Here is a 19,475-nt window from a genome sequence, read left to right as displayed (position 1 = left end):
TGGTTGTCTTTGAAATGCAATGAGGGCTTAGTAAGCCTCGGTCAGACAATCCTTGCCTGGGAGGAAGTACGCGGTGAATGTTCTCTCGATCGAGGGACTGACGGTAGATTTTCATACGGCGGAGGGCCAGGTCCGGGCTGTTGACGACGTCTCGTTTGTCGTTCCTGAAAACCGGACGGTCGCGCTTGTGGGAGAATCGGGCTCGGGCAAGACGGTTATCTCCCAGACCATCATGGGACTTCTGCCCCAGGCGGCCACGATCGCCTCCGGCAAGGTGATCCTTGCCGACCCGACAGGAGCGGAGCCGCCGGTCGACATAGCGGCCCTGGAGCGCAAGGGGCCGCAGATGCGGCATTTGCGCGGCAACCGCGTTGCCATCATCTTCCAGGAGCCGATGACCTCCCTGTCGCCGTTGCACACCATCGGCGACCAGATCGGCGAGGCGGCGCTGCTTCACCGCAACGTCTCCAGTGCCGAAGCGCGCGAGCTGACCAGAACCATGCTGAGCCTGGTCCAGTTTCCGGATCCGGAAAGGGCACTCGACACCTATCCGTTCGAACTTTCCGGCGGGCTGCGTCAGCGCGCGATGATTGCCATGGCCATGATCTGCCGGCCGGCTCTGCTGATTGCGGACGAACCGACCACGGCCCTCGACGTGACCATCCAGGCGGAAATTCTCAAGCTGATCCGCGAGGTTCAGGCCGAGCTGCGCATGTCGGTCCTGATGATCACCCACGACTTCGGTGTTGTTGCCAACATGGCCGACGAGATCGCCGTGATCTATCATGGCAGGATCATGGAGAAGGGCACCGCCGAGCAGCTCTTTTCCGACCCGAAGCATGACTATTTGAAAGCCCTGCTCAATGCCGTGCCGAGCTTTCACATGGACAAGGACGAGCGGCTGGTTCCGATCCGTCCGATCGAGCTGCATTCCGAGGACCTGACCGCCAACCGCCCGCACTGCAAGGTCACGCCTGGAGAGCCGCTGGTGGAAATGCGGGATGTCACCAAGCACTTCACGTTGCGCAAGGGCTCCTTCCTGGGCGGGAAGACCAAGACCATGACCGCGCTCGACTGCATCAATCTGACCATCCGCCGCGGCGAGTGCCTTGGCCTGGTCGGCGAGTCGGGCTCCGGCAAGACGACCGCCGCCAAGGCGATCCTGCGCGCGCTCGACCTGGAAGGCGGGCAGGTTCTTTACAATCGCGGCAACGGGCTGGAAGATATTTCCAGCCTTTCCGGTCCGGAGTTGATGGATTACAGGCGGCGTGTCCAGTTGATCTTCCAGGATCCCTTCTCGTCGCTCAATCCCCGGATGACCATCAATGACACATTGATGGAGCCCCTCGAAGTCCATGGCATCGGAACGCCGAAGGAGCGTGCGGAACGGGCGCGCAACCTGATGAACCTCGTCGGGCTCGATCCGCGGTTCCTGCGCCGCTATCCGCACTCCTTCTCGGGGGGGCAGAGACAGCGCATCGGTATTGCGCGGGCGCTTGCACTCAATCCGGAATTCATCTTGTGCGATGAGCCGACATCGGCGCTTGATGTCTCGGTGCAGGCCCAGATCCTGAACCTGCTTCAGGATCTCAAGCGCGACCTCAACCTGACCTACCTGTTCGTAAGCCACAACCTGGCCGTTGTGGACTATGTCGCCGACCGGATCGCCGTGATGTGCCGTGGACGACTTGTTGAAATGGGCGAGACCCGCACCGTCGTCGGCAATCCGCTCCACCCGTACACCAAGGCGCTGTTGTCCGCTGTTCCGGAGCCGGACCTGTCGGCGCCACTTGATTTTGCGGCTCTCGATGCCAACCGGGCATCCGAGCCGCATCTTTGGCCGGAGCCCTTCCGGCTGGAGGACGGACAAGCGCCGTCCCTGGTCGAAATGGAGCCGGATCACTTTGTCTGCGCACCCGGACTGAAGAACACCGGGGCGCTTGAGGGGACTGCAGCATGATGCTTAAGAATTCCATTCGGGCCGGTCTGTTCCTGACCGCAGCCCTGATCGCGGGGCCGCTGGCCGCGCTGGAGCTGAAGGAGACGCCCGGCCTCGATCCGTCTCTGCCGCCCGTGGCCGAACGCGTGCCGTCCGAGCCCTTGGTCGTCGATCTGGAAGCAACAGGACGCACTGTCGGCAAGCACGGCGGCAAGATCGACACATTGATCGGCCGAGCAAAGGACGTGCGTCTTATCAATGTCTGGGGGTATGCACGCCTTGTTGGTTACAACGAGGACCTGGAACTGGTTCCGGACATTCTGGAAAATGTCGAAGTCGAGGACGGCCGCATCTTCACGCTGCACACCCGCGAAGGCCACAAGTGGTCCGACGGTCATCCCTTCGGAGCGGAAGACATCCGATACTATTTCGAGGATGTCGTCAGCAACGAGGAACTGACACCGTCCGGGCTGCCGCCGTTCCTGCTGTCGAACGGCAAGGGACCGAAATTCGAGGTTCTGGACGAAACGACAGTGCGGTTCACCTGGGACGATCCGAACCCGTTGTTCCTGCCGGAGCTGGCCAAGTCCCGGCCGCCCTTTCTCTATCGTCCCGCGCACTATCTGAAGCAGTTTCACGGAAAATACGGCGATCCGGATTTTATCGCCGCGGAAGCGGCGAAGGTGAAGGCACGAAGCTGGGCACCGCTGCATGCCAAGAAGGACGACATGTACAACGCTCGCAATGTCGAGCTTCCGAGCTTGCAGCCCTGGGTGCGCAACCGCGACGACAGTGACCTGCGCTTCGTGCTCGAGCGCAACCCGTTCTATCACCGTGTCGACAGCACCGGGCAGCAACTGCCCTATGCAGACGAAGTCGTCATGACCGTTGCCGACAGCAAGCTGATTCCGGCCAAGGCGCAGGCCGGCGAAAGCAACCTGCAGGCACGCAATCTCAGCTTCGCCGACATCACTGTCCTGAAAAAGGGCGAAAAGCAGAACGACTATGTCACGGCGCTCTGGTCCAACAGCAAGGGCTCCGAGATTTCGATCCTGCCGAACCTGACGGTGAAGGACCCGGTCTGGCGCGAGCTCCTGCGGGACAAGCGTTTCCGGCACGCGCTTTCGCTTGGCATCGACCGCAATCTTCTCAACCGGGTGCTTTTCTTCGGTCTTGGCAAGCCGGGCAACGACACGGTGCTGCCGGTCAGCCCGCTCTACAAGGCGGAATACGCTTCCAAATGGGCGGAGTATGATCCCGACCAGGCCAACGCGCTTCTGGACGAGATCGGGTTGACCGAACGCAATGGCGAGGGCATCCGCCTGTTGCCCGACGGCCGGCCGCTCGAGATCATCGTCGAAACGGCCGGTGAGGAACAGGTTCAGGACGACGCGCTCGAACTGGTCAGCGAGACCTGGCGCGAGATCGGCGTCAAGCTGTTCGCCAAACCGAGCCAGCGCGACAACCTGCGCGAACGGGCCATTACCGGCCAGTTGGTGATGTCGGTCTGGTATGGCCTCGAAAACGGCATTCCGACGTCCGAAATGCCGCCGGAAGACCTGGCGCCGGTGCGCGGTGACATTCTGTCCTGGCACTCCTGGGGTGACTATTACGAGACCCAGGGGGAGGGGGGCGAAAAGCCTGACTGGAAACCGGCGGAGCGGCTGATGGAGCTTTACAAGTCCTGGCTGGAGTCCAGGACCCAGGAAGAGCGCGCCCGGATCTGGGAAGAAATGCTTGCCATCCATGCCGAGGAAACCATCCGCATCGGCCTGGTTTCGGGTGTGCCCCAGCCCGTCGTGGTCAAGGGTGTTGAAAACGTGCCGCTGGAAGGTATCTACGGATGGGATCCGGGCGCGCATTTCGGGATTCACCGTATGGATGAATTCTATCTGGCCGAGTAGGGTCGGCCGAAAGCGAATGTACGGATTCCCGGAAGCAGGTGGAGGGACCATGGCCGATCGGCTTGAGATGACAACAGATCTGATCGACTATGTATGCCAGCATGGCACCCGGGAATCCGCCCCCTTGAGGAAGTTGCGTAAGCAGACGCAGGCCCTGCCCGAATCCAGCATGCGCGTGCCGCCCGAGGAGGGGCAGCTTCTGCATTTCCTGATTCGCACCCTCAACGCGCGCAAGGTCATGGAACTTGGTGTTTTCACCGGCTACAGCACGTTGTGGATGGCATCGGCCCTGCCGGAAGACGGCCGGCTGGTTGCCATCGACAAACGCAAGGACTGGAAAGACCTTGCCGAAACGCACTGGGAAGAAGCGGGGGTCCGCGACAGGATCGATTTCAGGGTCGGTCGCGCGGAACACGTGATGTCGGACATGCTCGACGCCGGCGAGGGAGGGACCTTCGATCTGATTTTCATCGACGCGGACAAGAAAAGCTACACGACCTATTTCGAGCTTGCGCTGAAGCTGCTGAGGTCGGGCGGCATCATGGTGTTTGATAACATGCTGCGTCTCGGAGATGTTGTCGACCCGGCCGTGAGCGATCCGGCCGTCGACGATATCCGGACACTCAATGAGCGGTTGAGGGATGACAGCCGGGTGGAAATTTCTATGCTGCCGTTTTCGGACGGACTGACTCTCGTTCTTAAAACGTCATAATATCGAAACGGAAGTCGACCTTTCGTGCGGTTCTTCAATGCTCTTTCGCATACGAGCCAATCCGCACTGCAAGCTGAGCTGGGGCCGAGGGGAGATTAGGTGCTCTATTATATTATACGCCGAATACTGATGATGGTGCCGACCCTGTTGGTGATCAGTTTCCTGACGTTCCTGATCATCGAACTGCCCACCGGCGACTACATTTCCAATCAGATTGCTGCCCTCAAGACCTCCGGTGAAAGCTCCTCGATTGCCAAGCTGGAATTTTTGCGCAAGGAGTTTTCTCTCGACCGGCCCTTCTTTGAGCGATACCTCATCTGGGTTGGCCTGTGGCCCGGTCCGCATGGCTTTGACGGTCTCATTCAGGGGAACTGGGGCTGGTCCTTCGAGTTCGACAAGCCGGTTGAGCAGGTGATCGGCCCAACCCTGCCGCTGACGGTGGTGCTCAACTTCGCGACCATCCTGTTCGTTTACGTGGTGTCGTTCCCGATCGGCATCTTTTCGGCGACCCGGCAGTATTCCTGGGGGGACTACGGCTTTACCTTCGTCGGCTATTTCGGTCTCGCGACACCGAATTTCCTGCTCGCACTGATCCTGCTGTATTTCTTCAACAGATGGTTCGGCCTGTCGGTCGGCGGCCTGATGGATCCGGAATATATCGATCAGCCGTGGAGCTTCGACAAGGCGATGTCGGTGCTTGCGCACCTGATCGTGCCGACGATCGTGATCGGAACGTCCGGAACGGCGGCGATGATCCGGCGTCTGCGTGCCAACCTGCTCGACGAGTTGCACAAGCAATATGTCACGACCGGGCGGGCCAAGGGCCTGAAGGAAAGCCAGCTTCTCGTCAAATACCCACTCCGCATGGCGATCAATCCGTTCATTGCCGATATCGGCAACCTGATTCCGTCCATGGTCTCCGGCTCCGTGATCGTCTCGGTGGTGATGAGCCTGCCGACGGTCGGCCCGGTGCTGGTGTCGGCACTTCAGTCGCAGGATCAGTTCCTGTCGGGCTTTATTCTGCTCTTTGTCGCGGTACTGACCCTGATCGGCATGCTGATTTCGGACCTGTTGCTGGCCGTTCTGGATCCGCGCATCCGGCTTGGCGGGAGGGCGTCCACATGAGCACCGACATGAAGGACAGGACCTCCCAGCGCCAGGTCGAGCATTACGTCGATCCGACACCGTTCAACCCGGCTGTCACCGAGGAAATGACGGAAGAGCAGGAACGCTTCTTTCAGGCCTCGCAGTGGCAGATCATGTGGTGGAAGTTCAAGCGCCACAAGCTCGCGGTCTGGTCGGGCGTGATCCTGATCCTGTTCTACATGTGCGTGCCCTTTGCCGAGGTGATCGCGCCCTACGGCGCGAACACCCGCGACAGCCTGCATCTCTATGCGCCGCCGCAACCGGTTCACCTGTTTCACGAAGGCTCGTTTGTCGGGCCGTTCGTCTACGGAATGACCTCCGAAATCGACATGGAAACCCTGCAATGGGTGTTCAAGGACGACACGACGCAGGTGCAGAAGCTCCGCTTTTTCTGTCTTGGCGACGACTACAAGTTCTGGGGGCTGTTTGACGGGTCCTTCCATCTGGTCTGTCCGGCGGAAGGGGGCACGATGTTCCTGTTCGGCACGGACCGTCTGGGCCGTGACCAGTTTTCGGGCCTGGTCTATGGCGCCCGGCTGTCTTTGACCGTCGGCCTGATCGGGGTGATCATCTCGATCGTGCTCGGGCTGTTTTTCGGAGGCATAGCGGGGTATTTCGGCGGCCTTGCAGACAGTGTCATCCAGCGCGCCATCGAGATTATCCGTTCGCTGCCGGAACTGCCGCTCTGGATGGCGCTCTCTGCGGCGTTGCCCGTCACCTGGAGCCCTGTCTGGATCTATTTCGGCCTGACCATCATCCTGGGCCTGCTCGACTGGCCGGGGCTTGCCCGTGCCGTACGGTCAAAGCTCCTGTCCCTGCGCGAGGAGGAATATGCCAAGGCGGCGGTGCTGATGGGCGCCAAGCCCAAGCGGGTCATCACGCGCCATCTGCTGCCCGGCTTCACCAGCCACATCATCGCTTCGGCGACCCTGTCGATCCCGTCGATGATCCTCGGTGAAACCGCGCTGTCCTACCTCAATCTGGGCCTTCGGCGTCCGGCCGTCTCCTGGGGTGTGCTCTTGAACGAAGCGCAGAACATTTCGGTCGTCACCGTCTATCCCTGGCTGATGGCGCCGGTGATCCCGATCATTATCGTGGTGCTTGCGTTCAATTTCCTCGGCGACGGTTTGCGCGACGCGGCTGATCCCTATAAGTGATGCATTTGAGAGTCTGAGAAGCGGCGGGCCGTCCTCCTGGCCCGCCTTGAACATTTGGGAAGCCGTCATGTCGAAGAATGCCACAACCGCCCAGGGCTGGGACGAGGAATACGAAGCGGGCCGCTGGGCCTTCCTGCGCTCGTTGCCCGAAAGCGGCCGCTACGGCATCATCGGCATGTGGCTCAGCCTGACCGGAACCATGGACGAGGTGCTCGACATCGGCTGCGGCGAGGGTCTGCTCTACGAGCGCCTGCAGCCCATGGGCATCAGGCGATATGTCGGCATGGACCTTTCCCCGGCCTCGCTCGAGATTGCCAATGTCGACCCGGCGATCGCGTCCCTTCGCGACGGTGACATGCACACGTTCGAGCCGCAAGACGGCGAGCGGTTCTCCGCCATCGTCTTCAACGAGGTGCTGCATTTCGCCGACGACCCCGCGGCTCTGGTCGCCCGCTATGTGCCGTTCCTCAAGAAGGACGGCGTCATCGCTCTGTCGATGTATTCCCCCAAGAAGCCGGAGTCCGGCGCCAACAAGCTGATCAACAGGCTTTGGGAAGCAACCGACGACAGCAGCAGCTGGGAGGTCCTCGACGACTATCGCCTGGTCTCGGACAAGAAGGGTGTCACCTGGCGCATGCGGCTGGTGAAGCCGGTCTGAGCAACAAGCGCCCCGCACAACAGGCCTGATCCTGAGGAAGCGCGTCAGCGCTGCCTTGCAGGATCGGCCAATCGCGCGAGAGCCGGCAGCCGATCCTGCGATGCTGGCCGGTCGGTCCTTCTCTGGAGGACGCAATTGGATACAGAGGCATGGGCACGCCGGAAACCAGGGTTGGCCGGCGCTGATTTCTCGCGCTTAGGCGAGCTTGCCGACGAGCAGGTCTTCCACGAACCAGGCGGCGAACTGGTGCCGACCGGAGACACCGGCCTTGGCATAGATCCGCGTGAGCTGCGCGCGCACCGTACCCTGTGCAGCGCCTCGCATTTCGGCGATTTCCGCAAGATCCAGTCCCTTGAGCGCAAGCAGACCGACATCTCGTTCCGCCGGTGTCAGACCCCATTCCTCGAACTGGTTTTCAACGATCCTCGAAAGTTCGCCGCGCGCGGTGTCGAGCGCGCGTTCCTGGTCCCGCATCCGCTGGAGGGTGAGCCTCAATTGCCAGCCGGCGAGGAAAATGCCCAGAACAAGGACGAAGACGACAAATGCCTCTTGGAGCGAATGCGGGCTGCCGAGATCGCCGACAAGATCGGCGAAGACGTCACCGACAAAGAAGACTGCGGCAATGGATTGAAGGGCCATGAAGGTGGCGAGGGCGGTTGTTTCGTGCCGCCCCCGCCTGAAACGCAGACTGGTGAAATTCATTTGTTCCTGGCCCGGCCGTAGATCATCGGTCGGACAAGATTACGCCTCAGGAGCCGGCTTTCAACCGCGACGCCCGCGACATGGAGCAGCGCCAGAATGAGGAGCAGGTTGGCGGCCGTTTCGTGAATTTCTTCCATGATTTCTCCGGCGTCGTTGTCTTCGGAGGCATGTTCGCTGTCGTCCTGGTCTACCAGCACCGACCAGTCTCCCGCCGCAACCGCAGCCTTCTCCTCGGCGATGGTGACCGGGCTCTTGCCGCCTGTCATCACGAGGCCTGTTGCCGTCACCGCGACCAGGCAGGCCCACAGGGCGTAGACCATGATCGAGGCGGCGGGATTGTGCGACGGGTATTCGCTCGGCTTGCCGCGAGCGAGCTGAAGGAGATGCGCCACCGCTGCTCTCGGATCCGGCAGGAACGAGGAAAACCGGGCCTCTGCAGGTCCGAACAGGCCCCAGAAGAACCGGAGCGCCAGGAGCCCGAGGGCAACCCAGCCGATCCAGATGTGGATCGTTCCGCCTGGCTTGGTCAGGAGACCGTTGGCGATCACGGCTGCCGCGAGCGTCCAGTGGCTGATGCGCACGACCGGGTCCCAGGGATCGGGAGGGCTGTGCGCCCTCCCGGTTTCGTGGCGCGACTTGGGAGTGGCCATGATCAGTCGTCGGCCTTGACGTTGGTGACCTTGCCGGTCTTCGGGTCGATATAGATCTCCCAGCGCATGTTCGCGACGTCGGTGCATTTCGCTTCGATCTTGCCGTCTTCGGCCTCGAACTCCTGAACCTTGCAACCGGCTTCGGCGAGCGCGGCCGTGGCATCGGCCGGATTGGTTCCGACCGTATCGCCGACAGCGGGCATGGCATTGGCCGTCACCGGCAGCAGGACCAGAGCGGCCGTGGCAAAAACGTGCTTGAACATGGAAAAACCTTTCTTGGAACAGAACCGGGCCGTGATTGGCCTGTTCGAGATCTGAACCGGGAAAGGGGCGCGGTCGATTGCCGGATTGCTGACAAGGGCGCCCGTAAGCACCTGCTTACGGGCAAGGGGGGCGGCTTGCAGGCAGGAACGGACCGGTCCCACCTGGTATCCCTCATCCTCTCAGGCGGACCTGGCCGAATGCCTCGGGAGGAGGAGTTCGGGTGCCGGCCGCTTGGTTTCAGCCCGGCAGCACCACGATCGTCGACTTGCCGCCCTTGTTGCGCAGGGCGTGGATGTCGGCGAGATCCGGATCCTCGCGCCACGCCTTTGCGGCATCGGCGTTCGGGAAGGCAAGCACGGCGACGACGTTCGGGGCGTCATTGGCGGCTTCCAGAACCAGCGGTTCGGGGTCTGCGGCGACAACGCTGCCGCCGTGGCGGGCGAGGGCTTCCGCGGCCTTTTCGCGGTAGGCGCCGAGGGCTTCCTTGTCGGTGACGGTGATCATGGCGAGGGCTTGTACGGTCATCTCAAAACTCCTTTTGTCGAGACGCTCTCAACATAGTGAGATCGGTGGACGCGAAAAATTCTTCAAATTCGGAATGCTCATGTGCAAAAATGCACGGCATGGACAATTGGGATGATCTGAAATTCGTGCTCGCCGTCGCCAAGGCGGGCAGTGTCACCAGGGCGGCGCGGTCGCTCGGCGTGACCCACTCCACCGTGTCGCGCCGGCTGACGGCGCTCGAAGAGCGGATGGGAACGCGCCTGTTCGACAGGTTGCCGGAAGGTTTTACCGCGACCGCGGCAGGCGAGGAGGCGATCGAGACCGCCCGGCGCATGGAAGCCGAAGTGCTGTCGCTGGACACACGCATCACCGCCCGCGACGCGGAGCTGGAAGGCCCGCTCCGGGTGACCGCCGCGCAGCTCATCTTCCAGGCGCAGCTTGCCGACATCGTTGCCAGGTTCAAGGAGCGGCACCCGCAGATCGATGTCACCATGAACGCCGCCAACGAGATCCTGAGCCTGCACCGGCGCGAGGCCGACATTGCCGTGCGGGTGACCGACAAGCCCGACGAGACCTTGTTCGGACGCCGCGCCACTGGCCAGAACCGGTGTTACTACGTGTCACGCGAGTTTGCCCGCAGGTTCCAGGAGGCCTATCGCGACAGCATGACCACCGCCAGGGTGCCGTTCGTTGCTTTCAAGTGGTGGGGCAACAGCGTTCCGAAAGACCTGCGCGAGCGTTATCCCAACGGCGAGGTGGCAACCGTCACTGATGACATGATCACCATGCATGCGGCCGTGCGCGCAGGCATGGGCATCGGCCGGCTGCCCTGTTTCCTGGGCGATCACGACCCTGACCTGATGCGCCTGCCCGGTGTCGAGCCGACACGCTATTTCGACATCTGGATCCTGACCCATCCCGATCTGAAAAATGTCGCCCGCATCCGCACCTTCCTGCGCTTTGCCGCGGATGCCTACAAGGAGAACAGCGGGTTCTATCTCGGAAAGTGAGAAGGCTCAGATCCAGCGGCGAACCTTGGCGAGATAGGCGTCATAGTCGGCGCCGAAAACCTTTCGAAGGGCGGTTTCCTCCGGCTTGATCTGGTATTCGGTCATGAACCAGACGAAACCCGGTATGACGGCCAGTGCCGTCAACGTGCCCCAGAAGATCGCGATGGCCAGGAGCACGCACAGCAGCCCCAGATACATCGGATTGCGGCTGATCCGGTAGATCCCGCCCGTGACCAGTGTTGTCGCGGTGTCCGGTGTCATCGGATTGACCGTGGTCTTGCGCGCAATGAATTCCAGGACGGCCTGGATGCCGGGAACGACACCGGCAAGGCCGAGAAGAAGCGCAAGGTTCACCTGGCCGGGAAAGGAGAGCGACAGGGCGGGCAACAGATAGTGGCCGGCGGCCAGCAGGGCGACGGCGATCAGGAAGACGGCAACGGGCGGAACCTTCAGATGCATGGCACGCTCAACTCCGTTGCAGCTCGATGGGCTGTCCGTGCGGTGTCGCCTTGGCGGCCGCGTCCCAGGCCTTCCTGAGATCGGCGAGCTGTCCGGCGCCGGCGACGCCCTTGGCGTTCAGAAGCGTTTCGAAAGCGGTCAGCCAGTGATCGTAATATCCCAGCGTCTCGCCGCTGCCGTCACCGTCCCTGGCCAGCTCGGCGCCGAGTGTCTCGGCCCATTCCGGCCAGGTGAAGACACCTGCCTGATGGGCCTGGAGCGTCATGGCGAAGACACGGGCTTCCCAGGGGGCGGAGAAGACGGGGCCGCCGTCCTGGTCGAGCGGCAGGCGCGGCGTGGCGGGCAGCTCGTCAGGCAAGGTCAAGATAGGGCTCCCAGAGATCGAGTCGCAGGCTCAGATTGGGATCGCTGTCCGGCCCCCAGATGTCGGTGCCCTTGAAGGCAACACCATAGAGCCAGGCCGGCTGCTCTCCCTTGCCATGGGCATTTGTGTCGGGAAAGACATGCACCCCGTGCACCACCTCGATCGTTCCCGCAACATCCCGCGCGTAGCGCGGCAGGCGGATGTGCGTTTCCGGATGGAGGCGCCTGGTCCGCACCTTGTCGCCGACACGGAATCGGGCCGGTTGCCGTTCGGGCCGGTCGACCGGAGCGCCCCTGGCGAGCACTGCGGCGACATCCGGCGCCTTCAAAACCTGTTTGACTGGCTTGGGATCTACAAGCGCCTTGCCCTGTTTCAGTTCCTCGTCGGTGACAAGGCCATGTGTCACCACCAGCCGTTCCAGGCCCTTGGTCCAGATCTCGTAATAGCTGGAGCTGAGATACTCGGCCGGCGGCAGGGTTTCCCTTGCAAAACGCGAGGCATCGAGCGTCCAGGAGCCGGTCGCCCCCATGGCCAGCGTCACCGCAAAGGCACGCTCTTCCCATTTGGCATGGAAATTCGGTTCATTGTCTTCCGGCCCGACCGGGCCGAAGCCCATCTGGCCGCCGAGATCCTGGGCACCGTTCATGTCACCGGTTCCTCTTTCAGGGGATCCAGCGCCAGCCCGGTGCCGATCATGCTGTCGCGGGTGACCAGTTCGGCGAGTTGCTCCTCGCTCCAGTCTTCCGTTCCAACGGGGCGCTCCGGGATCACCAGGTAACGGACTTCCGCGGTGCTGTCCCAGACCCGGATCTCCTTGTCTTCGGGCAGGTGCACGCCGAATTCGTCGAGCACGCCGCGCGGGTCGCGCACCGCGCGCGAGCGGTAGGGCGGCGACTTGTACCAGACCGGCGGCAGGCCGAGCACGGTCCAGGGATAACAGGAGCAGAGCGTGCACACGACCATGTTGTGCGTGGCCTTGGTGTTCTCCACCGCCACCATGTGCTCACCCTGGCGGCCGGTGAAACCGAACTCGGCAATGGCCGCCGTCGCGTCTTTCAAAAGACGGTCCCGGTACTCAGGGTCCGTCCAGGTCCGGGCGACCACTTTTGCGCCGTTCTTCGGGCCTATCCTGGTTTCGTAGGTCTCGATCAGCTCGTCGAGCGCAGGCGGATCAATGTAGCCCTTTTCGGTCAGCAGGGTCTCCAGCGCACGCACGCGCAACTCGATGTCGCTGAGGTCTGAATGGTCGTGATCATGGGAGTGGTCGTGACCGGACATGGGCGGCTCCTGGCAGGGTGAGGCTCACATATGAAAACGCGGGCGGAGTGCTGTCAATTGCCGACGTGATCTCCGGTGTTTTCCTCCAGATCAAAATGGTTGCGCTTGTAACCAATTTGATCTGGATCAAGGCAATCGCTCTGCGGGACTATATAGTTACATATGTAACTAATTGCGGAGGAACGGTCCCATGAAAATCGAGCAGATGCACCACGTCGCCTACCGGTGCAAGGATGCCAAGGAAACTGTCGAATGGTACGGCAAGATGCTGAACATGGACTTCATCCTGGCCATCGCCGAAGACCACGTACCGTCCACGCATGAACCCGATCCCTACATGCACATCTTCCTGGACGCCGGCAACGGCAACGTGCTTGCCTTTTTCGAACTGCCGACCAAGCCGGAAATGGGTTTCGACCCGAACACGCCGCGTTGGGTGCAGCACATCGCCTTCAAGGTGAAGGACCGGGACGAGCTGATCGACTTCAAGGACCATCTGGAGAAAAACGGTGTCGAGGTCCTGGGCGTCACCGACCACTCGATCTTCCATTCCATCTACTTCTTCGATCCCAATGGTCATCGCATCGAGCTGGCCTGCCCGGATCCGGAGGAGGACCGCTTGCTGGCGCGTCTCGACGAGGTCAAGTGGCAGATGCTGGAGGAGTGGTCAAAGACCAAACGTGCGCCGAAACATGCCGAATGGCTGCATGCCAAAGAGCTGGCCGATGTGTGAGGACGACAAATGCGCGCGCTGCGGCAAGTGCCGCGCGCTCGACACCGCCTTGGCGGATCTGGGAGGAGAGCCCGATGTTTCAAACCTATCAATATCCGCAATACAACTACCGGCAGTCGGAGGAACAGCGCACGGGTGTGCTCAGGCGTCATCCGGTGGTGGTGATCGGGGCCGGTCCGATTGGCTTGACGGCCGCGCTTGATTTCGCACAGCGCGGCATTCCGGTGGTCGTTCTCGACGACAACAACACCGTCTCGGTGGGCTCGCGGGCCGTCTGCTACGCCAAGCGCCCGCTGGAAATCTGGGACCGGCTCGGCTGTGCGACACGCATGATCGAAAAGGGTGTCGAGTGGCAGGTCGGCAAGGTCTTCTTCCGGGATGACCTGGCCTATTCCTTCGACCTTCTGCCCGAACAGGGGCACAAGATCCCGGCCTTCATCAATCTCCAGCAATATTACCTGGAAGAGTACATGGTCGAAGAGGCACAAAAATCGAACCTCATCGATTTGCGCTGGCAGCACAAGCTGATCAACCTGACCCAGGACGACGACCACGCGACCCTGACCGTGGAAACACCGGACGGTGTCTTCCGCATGGAGGCCGACTGGGTGGTCGCCTGCGACGGCGCCAATTCCGACACCCGCAAGATGGTCGGTGCCGGTTTCTCCGGCCAGTTCTTCCAGGACCGCTTCCTGATCGCCGACATCATCATGAAGGCGGATTTTCCGACCGAGCGCTGGTTCTGGTTCGACCCGCCGTTCCATCGCGGCCAGTCCGCGCTGCTGCACAAGCAGTGCGACGACGTCTGGCGGCTCGATTTCCAGCTCGGCTGGGACGCGGATCCGGAAGAGGAGAAGAAACCGGAAAATATCATCCCGCGCGTCAAGGCCATGCTGGGCGAGGACCGGGAGTTCGAACTGGAATGGGCCTCGGTCTACCAGTTTGCCTGCCGGCGGATCGACAGGTTCCGCTATGGCCGGGTGCTGTTTGCAGGCGATGCCGCGCACCAGGTCTCGCCCTTCGGCGCACGCGGCGCCAACACCGGCGTCCAGGACATCGACAATCTGGGCTGGAAGCTGAAGCTGGTCCTTGATGGCGCGGCACCCGAGGGCCTGATCGACAGCTATCATGAGGAACGGGCCTTTGCGGCAGACGACAATCTGCTGAACTCGACCCGCTCGACAGACTTCATCACGCCGAAAAACGAAGCCTCGCGCCGCTACCGTGACGCGGTGCTGGACCTGTCCGAAGTGACGGACTTTGCCAAGCCGCTGGTGAATTCCGGCCGCCTGTCGACCCCGACACCCTACCAGCACAGCCCGCTCAACACGGAGGACGAATCCAGCTTCGCCGGCAAGATGCGGCCGGGCACCTGCTGCACCGACGCGCCCGTCCGGGTGAACGGCAAGGAGGGCTGGTTCCTCAACCAGGTCGGGGATGGTTTCACGTTGCTGGTCTTCGGTGACACCGCGTCCGGTGATATTTCTGTCGGTAGCATCAAGGCGCGTGTTCTCAAGGTGGGCAAGGACCTGGACGATGCCGAAGGCAAGCTGGCCGAACGCTATGACGGCCAGCCGGGCACGGTCTACCTGATCCGCCCGGACCAGCATGTCGCTGCCCGCTGGCGCTACTTCAACGACAACAAGGTGGAGACCGCCTTGAAAACCGCGATGGGAGGCGCGTGAAACGATGGCTCTTGACCTGACACGGAACATTCCCGACCCCGACGGTTTCTACGAACATCTGGTTTCCAGCCAGCGCCACATGAGCGACGAGGAGGCCAACTGCATGAATGCCCGTCTGGTGCTGATCCTCGCCAACCAGATCGGCGACCTGGGCACCCTCAAGGCCGCGATCGATTTCGCGGCGAACCCGAAAGCGGGGGCGAAGAAGGCAGCGTAGGGAGGGCGGCGACAGTTGCCCATTCCCGATCCACAAACTCAGGTGTCACCCAGGGTCTCGCGCTGCGTCCGGGGTGACATCTTTGAAGGTATCTTCCATCTCCCTTGTGTGAATCTCGACCAAGCCGTTTTGCATTTGCCCCGCTCACAGGCACACTGGGCGCCTCTCGTCAGACCACTGGAGGCCGGGGTGAAGATCGGATTGGGCGGCGGGTGCCATTGGTGCACCGAGGCCGTCTTTCAGGCAATTGCAGGCATATCCCGGGTGGATCAGGGCTTCGTGCGCTCCGACCCGCCCGAGGACGCGTGGTCGGAAGCCGTCATTGTGACCTTCGATCCGGTCGAGCTGCCGCTCGAGGACCTGGTCGAGATCCACCTTCGGACCCATTCCAGCACCTCGCGCCACAAGCTGCGCGGCAAGTATCGCAGCGCGGTCTATGTCTACGACGCCGGAACGGGCGTGAAGGTCGGCCGCATCCTGCGCGCGCTGCAGCACGGGTTCGACGAACCGCTGGTCACCAGCGTCATGACCCTTGCCGACTTCAAACCCTCAGACGAGCGCTTTCAGAACTACTACGCAAAAGGCCCGGAGCGGCCGTTCTGCAAGACCTATATCGACCCGAAACTGGCCTTGCTGCGCAAGCGCTATGCGAAGGTGCTCAAGCCGGAGCAGGTCGAGGCGGCGGAATGACGGCGAGAGATGCTGTGATTTGTCATCAAGGATGCGGATCCGGAAAGCCGTGGCGTTCCGTCAGGGCCGCCAGGATGGCGTCCTTGTCATCGATGAAACCGCCTTCGGCCAGGACCAGCACCGGAAGGCTCTGATTGGCCTCGCCGAGCAGGTCGACCAGTTCCTGCCGCGGTCTGGGCCAGGCGATCCGGCGGACATCGAGTTTGACGGCAAGGTCCGGGAAGGACGCCAGCACGCCTTCCATCAGCGCGCAGTGCCAGCAATAGAAGGTCCTGCCGGGAAAGGCCGGATCCTCGAAACCTGGGGCGAGAAGGAACAGCTTGTCTTTCATGCGGCGGCAGGCTCCGAAGTTTGGACCTTGTCCTTGCAGAAGAGCTCCTTGACGCTCGGCCATTCCGCTCCCTCGTGATGTGCCGCGATTTCCAGGAACACTTCCAGGAACTCGAAACAGCCGTCGTCATGGGCGAGGTGATGGGTCAACAGTCCAAGCGGTTCGGCGCCTGTGTTCCGGCGGCGCGTCAGCTGCAGGTCGAAGCGCAGCCGGGCGCTTTCCCAGCCGATGAAACGGACCTGCTTCTTCCATTTCAGGATGTCGACATGGGACTGGACCTGGGTGTCGCGCGGAAAGTTGAACCAGGTGAATGTCGAAAGACCCGGTAGGCCGATACCGGGCAGGCGGCGGCAGATCTCCGGGGCGATGCGGTTCCAGGGCGGCACCATCGCCGGCAGGAACCTGTCGCCGAAGAGGGCCTCCAGACGCGCCTTGCCCTCGGTGAGCTGGGCCATCAATTCACCCGGGTCCCGGCGCGACCCGAGTTCGGCGGCTTTCTCGCCGAGGTCCTTGCGCTGGAAGTTTTTATGCTGCCAGCCATGCTGCAGGACAAAGGCATGCGGTTCCCCGGAAAGGCGTTCTGCCAGCGCCTGCGTGGCGTCTTTCGGGATGACGGCAAGTGCCAGGTCGACATCGTGCCGGTTGGCAAGGTCCAGCATCCGCTCGAGTGCGGGCGTCGGCTCGATGGCATCGTCGTCCCGCCACCAGAAGCGGACCTTGCGGCCGCGCTCGGCAAACCAGTCGAGATGTCGGGTCAGCTCTTGCGTGAAGCGCTGCAGGTCAGAAGTCATGCAATCCGGTCTTTCAGGTCTTCAATCAGGACACGGGCGCTTTCCTCGGCGCCGCCCAACTGGACGGCATGATGGCTTCGCGGCAGCGCCAGCGCGTCGTCCATGGCACTGGCAAGCCGCTCCGGCGACAGCCCGGCTTCCGGGGTCACCACGGCGCGGCCGTGGCGCGCAAGCGCCTCGGCGCGCTGGGTCTGTTCGGTCTCGTTCGCCTGTGCAAACGGCACGAACACGGCCGGCACGCCGGCAATCAGGATGTCCAGCACCGTGTTGTAGCCGGCCTGGCTGACGGACAGGCGCGCGCGCTTCAAAAGCTCGGGAAAGTCGGGCCGTGCACGTTCCACGACCACGCCGTCGGCAGCGCTACGCTGGTAGATCGCAAAGGCTTCGTCCGAGATGTCGTGACCGATCAGCACGCGCCAGGGCGTGTCCTCCGCGCGGCGGGACAAGGGTTTCGCCTCCAGGGCGGCCGACAGCAGGCTTTCGGCCACCGCGCCACCGCCGCAGGAGATGATCACCTCGTCCGTACCATCCTGGCTGTCGGTGACCGGGCGCGGGGCACCACCGACATAGCCGGTGTAACGCACCAGGCCGTCGACATCCTCGGCAAAGGGAAAGCTGTCGCCGAGCCGGATGAAGTCCGGGTCGGAATGGACCAGGATGCGGTCGTAATATGTCAGCGCCTGGTCGGCCATCCAGCGCTCTTTCCAGAGTTCCTTCTTGCGCACCAGGATATCGCGGATGGACGTGGCGATCAGCGGCGGCCTTGCGCGGGCCTTCGCCGCTTCCAGAAGCGGTGTCAGCTCGAAATCCAGCTGCCTTCGGCCGAAGGGATAGGTTTCGGTCAGGAGCAGGTCGTAATCCGCCGCTTCAAACACTTGAATCGATGCTTTAACGCGGGCGGATTTCCAAGCATCGTCAATATCTTCATTGTCCAAGGTGACAAGGCGCTTGAAGGCGGCATCCGGGCTTTTGCACGCCGGCAGTTCGACGATGTCCAGAGGGCCGGTGTCCAGCGTGGGCGGGATCCGGTTGCCACTGGCCAGGGTCACTTCGACGCCTTCGGCGGCCAGCGCCTTGCCGATCGCGGCGGCGCGCACGACATGGCCGGTACCAAGCAGGTGCTGCACGTGGATGAAAGCTTTCGCGCTCATGCCGTGTCGCCTCCCGAGCGGGACTTGTGATTGCGCACTGCCTTTTCCGCGAGGGCTTCCAGCCTGGCGGCACCCGACGACAGTGAGTGGACGTCGACAATATGCTGGCGCGCGGCGACACCCAGCCGGTCGGCAAGGTCGGGGCTGTCCAGAACGCGCCGGAGATTGGCGGCAAGTGCGACAACATCGCCTTCGGGGGAGAGCAGGCCGGTTTCCCCGTTGCGGACGATGTCGGGAATGCCGAACGTGTCTCCTGCAATGACGCCGAGACCGGCCGCCTGGGCTTCCAGCAGGACCAGGCCGAACGCCTCGCGAATGGCCGGCCAGACCAGGAGATCGTGGCGGGCATAATGTTCCGGAAGAACGTCCGGCTCGAGTGCGCCGAGAAAGCTGATCCGCTCCGGCGGGAACAGGGTAAGCACATGATCGCGCATCGGCCCGTCGCCGATGATGGTCAGGTGCCAGGGCAGGTCGCGCAGCTCGGCAAGCGCGGCGGCCAGAACCTCGTAGGACCGGGTCTTGTCGCCCTCGCGCATCATGCCGACGGCGAGCAGTTTCATCGGCGCGGCTGCCAGAGGCTTTGCGGCCGTCGACGCGCGCAGATACGGTTCGGCATCCAGGAACGGCAGCAGGACCGAGAGATTGCGGTGCGGCACCACGGCCGCGAGGCAGTCCAGATCCGCATTGTGGATCGCGGCGACGGCGTCGGCACGTTCCAGGGCGGCATCGGCCGCTGCAAAGCCGAAGGCCCAGTCGCCGGTCTGGCGTTTTGGCGCCCTGCTGGCCTCGACAATGGCATAGGGCAGGTCGAAGCGGTCTGTGAGGGCAGGGCCGATCCAGTCCGGCGCCTTGTGATAAAGATGATAGGTCAGGAACAGGTCCGGCCGGTAACCGGTTTGCTCCCAGTCTGCGGCGATCCGCTCCGCTTCCTTGAGCGCCGCTGCCCTGACTTCAGACTGAATGGCCTCGCTGCCCTCCTTGCGCCAGGCCCGGAAGCGGCTGGCAATCGTCACCTCGTGACCGAGGCTATCCAGCGCCTTGACGATCAGCCGGCCCATGGTCCGGTCTCCGGAGGGAACCGGATGGTCCAGGGGCTTCATAGGCGCTGTGAAGGCGATTTTCATGGACAT

The 19,475-nt window shown here is 62.5% G+C and carries 23 protein-coding genes; 11 read left to right on the top strand and 12 right to left on the bottom strand.

From position 1 onward, the window contains the following. Positions 1–73: 73 nt before the first annotated feature. From O6760_RS28575 to O6760_RS28550, 6 genes are all read left to right on the top strand, one after another. Entirely contained in the window at positions 74–1,960 is a 1,887-nt protein-coding gene (locus tag O6760_RS28575) for an ABC transporter ATP-binding protein (protein WP_269583047.1), read from the top strand. Continuing rightward, positions 1,960–3,843, top strand: a complete 1,884-nt coding sequence (locus O6760_RS28570; RefSeq protein WP_269586373.1) for an ABC transporter substrate-binding protein — start codon at positions 1,960–1,962, stop codon at positions 3,841–3,843. Before O6760_RS28575 ends, O6760_RS28570 begins: the two co-directional genes overlap by 1 nt. Before the next feature lie 49 nt (positions 3,844–3,892). Continuing rightward, positions 3,893–4,555 carry an O-methyltransferase gene (locus tag O6760_RS28565; protein ID WP_269583046.1) on the top strand — a complete coding sequence of 221 codons (663 nt, stop codon included), beginning with the start codon at positions 3,893–3,895 and terminating at the stop codon, positions 4,553–4,555. A 99-nt stretch (positions 4,556–4,654) separates the two neighbouring features. Next, the gene (locus tag O6760_RS28560) at positions 4,655–5,680 is read left to right on the top strand and encodes an ABC transporter permease (protein ID WP_269583045.1); all 1,026 of its coding nucleotides are present in this window, start codon (positions 4,655–4,657) and stop codon (positions 5,678–5,680) included. Further along, positions 5,677–6,858, top strand: coding sequence for an ABC transporter permease (locus O6760_RS28555; RefSeq protein WP_269583044.1), 1,182 nt, complete (start codon positions 5,677–5,679; stop codon positions 6,856–6,858). Before O6760_RS28560 ends, O6760_RS28555 begins: the two co-directional genes overlap by 4 nt. 67 nt (positions 6,859–6,925) lie before the next feature. Continuing rightward, entirely contained in the window at positions 6,926–7,516 is a 591-nt protein-coding gene (locus O6760_RS28550; protein ID WP_269583043.1) for a class I SAM-dependent methyltransferase, read from the top strand. A 195-nt stretch (positions 7,517–7,711) separates the two neighbouring features. Here O6760_RS28550 and O6760_RS28545 read toward each other — a convergent pair whose 3' ends face one another. The 4 genes from O6760_RS28545 to O6760_RS28530 all read right to left on the bottom strand — a co-directional run bounded on the left by O6760_RS28545 (position 7,712) and on the right by O6760_RS28530 (position 9,657). Continuing rightward, positions 7,712–8,218: a helix-turn-helix transcriptional regulator gene (locus O6760_RS28545; protein WP_269583042.1), complete on the bottom strand. Its 507-nt coding sequence runs from the start codon at positions 8,216–8,218 to the stop codon at positions 7,712–7,714. Next, entirely contained in the window at positions 8,215–8,868 is a 654-nt protein-coding gene (locus O6760_RS28540; protein WP_269583041.1) for a cytochrome b/b6 domain-containing protein, read from the bottom strand. The genes O6760_RS28545 and O6760_RS28540 overlap by 4 nt, the downstream gene beginning before the upstream one ends. Positions 8,869–8,870: 2 nt before the next feature. Continuing rightward, on the bottom strand, positions 8,871–9,131 hold the full coding sequence (locus O6760_RS28535; protein WP_269583040.1) for a PepSY domain-containing protein: 261 nt from the start codon (positions 9,129–9,131) through the stop codon (positions 8,871–8,873). Between the two features lie 238 nt (positions 9,132–9,369). Continuing rightward, positions 9,370–9,657 carry a DUF1330 domain-containing protein gene (locus O6760_RS28530; protein WP_269583039.1) on the bottom strand — a complete coding sequence of 96 codons (288 nt, stop codon included), beginning with the start codon at positions 9,655–9,657 and terminating at the stop codon, positions 9,370–9,372. Positions 9,658–9,755: 98 nt separating this feature from the next. Between O6760_RS28530 and O6760_RS28525 the strand changes: the two genes are divergently transcribed. Then, a complete protein-coding gene (locus tag O6760_RS28525; protein WP_269583038.1) occupies positions 9,756–10,646 on the top strand; it encodes a LysR family transcriptional regulator in 891 nt (296 codons plus the stop codon). Positions 10,647–10,652: 6 nt separating this feature from the next. On the opposite strand, the gene O6760_RS28520 is transcribed toward O6760_RS28525, so the two are convergent. Genes O6760_RS28520 through nthA form a run of 4 tightly spaced genes read right to left on the bottom strand, consistent with a single transcriptional unit; the run spans position 10,653 to position 12,747 of the window. Next, positions 10,653–11,105 carry a methyltransferase family protein gene (locus O6760_RS28520; RefSeq protein WP_269583037.1) on the bottom strand — a complete coding sequence of 151 codons (453 nt, stop codon included), beginning with the start codon at positions 11,103–11,105 and terminating at the stop codon, positions 10,653–10,655. Positions 11,106–11,112: 7 nt separating this feature from the next. After that, positions 11,113–11,463 carry a nitrile hydratase accessory protein gene (locus O6760_RS28515; RefSeq protein ID WP_442969944.1) on the bottom strand — a complete coding sequence of 117 codons (351 nt, stop codon included), beginning with the start codon at positions 11,461–11,463 and terminating at the stop codon, positions 11,113–11,115. Further along, positions 11,456–12,115, bottom strand: coding sequence for a nitrile hydratase subunit beta (gene nthB, locus O6760_RS28510; RefSeq protein WP_269583035.1), 660 nt, complete (start codon positions 12,113–12,115; stop codon positions 11,456–11,458). The genes O6760_RS28515 and nthB overlap by 8 nt, the downstream gene beginning before the upstream one ends. Continuing rightward, complete coding sequence (gene nthA / locus O6760_RS28505; RefSeq protein WP_269583034.1) at positions 12,112–12,747, bottom strand: nitrile hydratase subunit alpha; 636 nt, start codon at positions 12,745–12,747, stop codon at positions 12,112–12,114. Before nthA ends, nthB begins: the two co-directional genes overlap by 4 nt. Before the next feature lie 190 nt (positions 12,748–12,937). Between nthA and O6760_RS28500 the strand changes: the two genes are divergently transcribed. From O6760_RS28500 to O6760_RS28485, 4 genes are all read left to right on the top strand, one after another. Further along, positions 12,938–13,480: a VOC family protein gene (locus O6760_RS28500; RefSeq protein ID WP_269583033.1), complete on the top strand. Its 543-nt coding sequence runs from the start codon at positions 12,938–12,940 to the stop codon at positions 13,478–13,480. 74 nt (positions 13,481–13,554) lie between these two features. Continuing rightward, the gene (locus tag O6760_RS28495) at positions 13,555–15,165 is read left to right on the top strand and encodes an FAD-dependent oxidoreductase (protein WP_269583032.1); all 1,611 of its coding nucleotides are present in this window, start codon (positions 13,555–13,557) and stop codon (positions 15,163–15,165) included. A 4-nt stretch (positions 15,166–15,169) separates the two neighbouring features. Continuing rightward, positions 15,170–15,382 carry a DUF2783 domain-containing protein gene (locus O6760_RS28490; protein WP_269583031.1) on the top strand — a complete coding sequence of 71 codons (213 nt, stop codon included), beginning with the start codon at positions 15,170–15,172 and terminating at the stop codon, positions 15,380–15,382. A 189-nt stretch (positions 15,383–15,571) separates the two neighbouring features. Then, a complete protein-coding gene (locus O6760_RS28485; RefSeq protein WP_269583030.1) occupies positions 15,572–16,072 on the top strand; it encodes a peptide-methionine (S)-S-oxide reductase in 501 nt (166 codons plus the stop codon). Between the two features lie 25 nt (positions 16,073–16,097). Here O6760_RS28485 and O6760_RS28480 read toward each other — a convergent pair whose 3' ends face one another. From O6760_RS28480 to O6760_RS28465, 4 genes are read right to left on the bottom strand one after another with little or no spacing between them, the layout of a single operon-like run. Continuing rightward, entirely contained in the window at positions 16,098–16,403 is a 306-nt protein-coding gene (locus O6760_RS28480) for a DUF3088 domain-containing protein (protein ID WP_269583029.1), read from the bottom strand. Further along, the gene (locus O6760_RS28475) at positions 16,400–17,194 is read right to left on the bottom strand and encodes a polysaccharide deacetylase family protein (protein WP_269583028.1); all 795 of its coding nucleotides are present in this window, start codon (positions 17,192–17,194) and stop codon (positions 16,400–16,402) included. The genes O6760_RS28480 and O6760_RS28475 overlap by 4 nt, the downstream gene beginning before the upstream one ends. After that, the gene (locus O6760_RS28470; protein ID WP_269583027.1) at positions 17,191–18,345 is read right to left on the bottom strand and encodes a glycosyltransferase family protein; all 1,155 of its coding nucleotides are present in this window, start codon (positions 18,343–18,345) and stop codon (positions 17,191–17,193) included. Before O6760_RS28470 ends, O6760_RS28475 begins: the two co-directional genes overlap by 4 nt. After that, positions 18,342–19,469 (bottom strand): glycosyltransferase family 4 protein, encoded by a 1,128-nt coding sequence (locus O6760_RS28465; RefSeq protein WP_269583026.1) that lies wholly within the window; start codon positions 19,467–19,469, stop codon positions 18,342–18,344. The genes O6760_RS28470 and O6760_RS28465 overlap by 4 nt, the downstream gene beginning before the upstream one ends. Positions 19,470–19,475: the final 6 nt, after the last annotated feature.

The sequence above is a fragment of the Roseibium sp. Sym1 genome (assembly GCF_027359675.1).
In the GTDB taxonomy this organism is placed as follows: domain Bacteria; phylum Pseudomonadota; class Alphaproteobacteria; order Rhizobiales; family Stappiaceae; genus Roseibium.
This window is presented reverse-complemented; position numbering and strand designations above follow the sequence as displayed.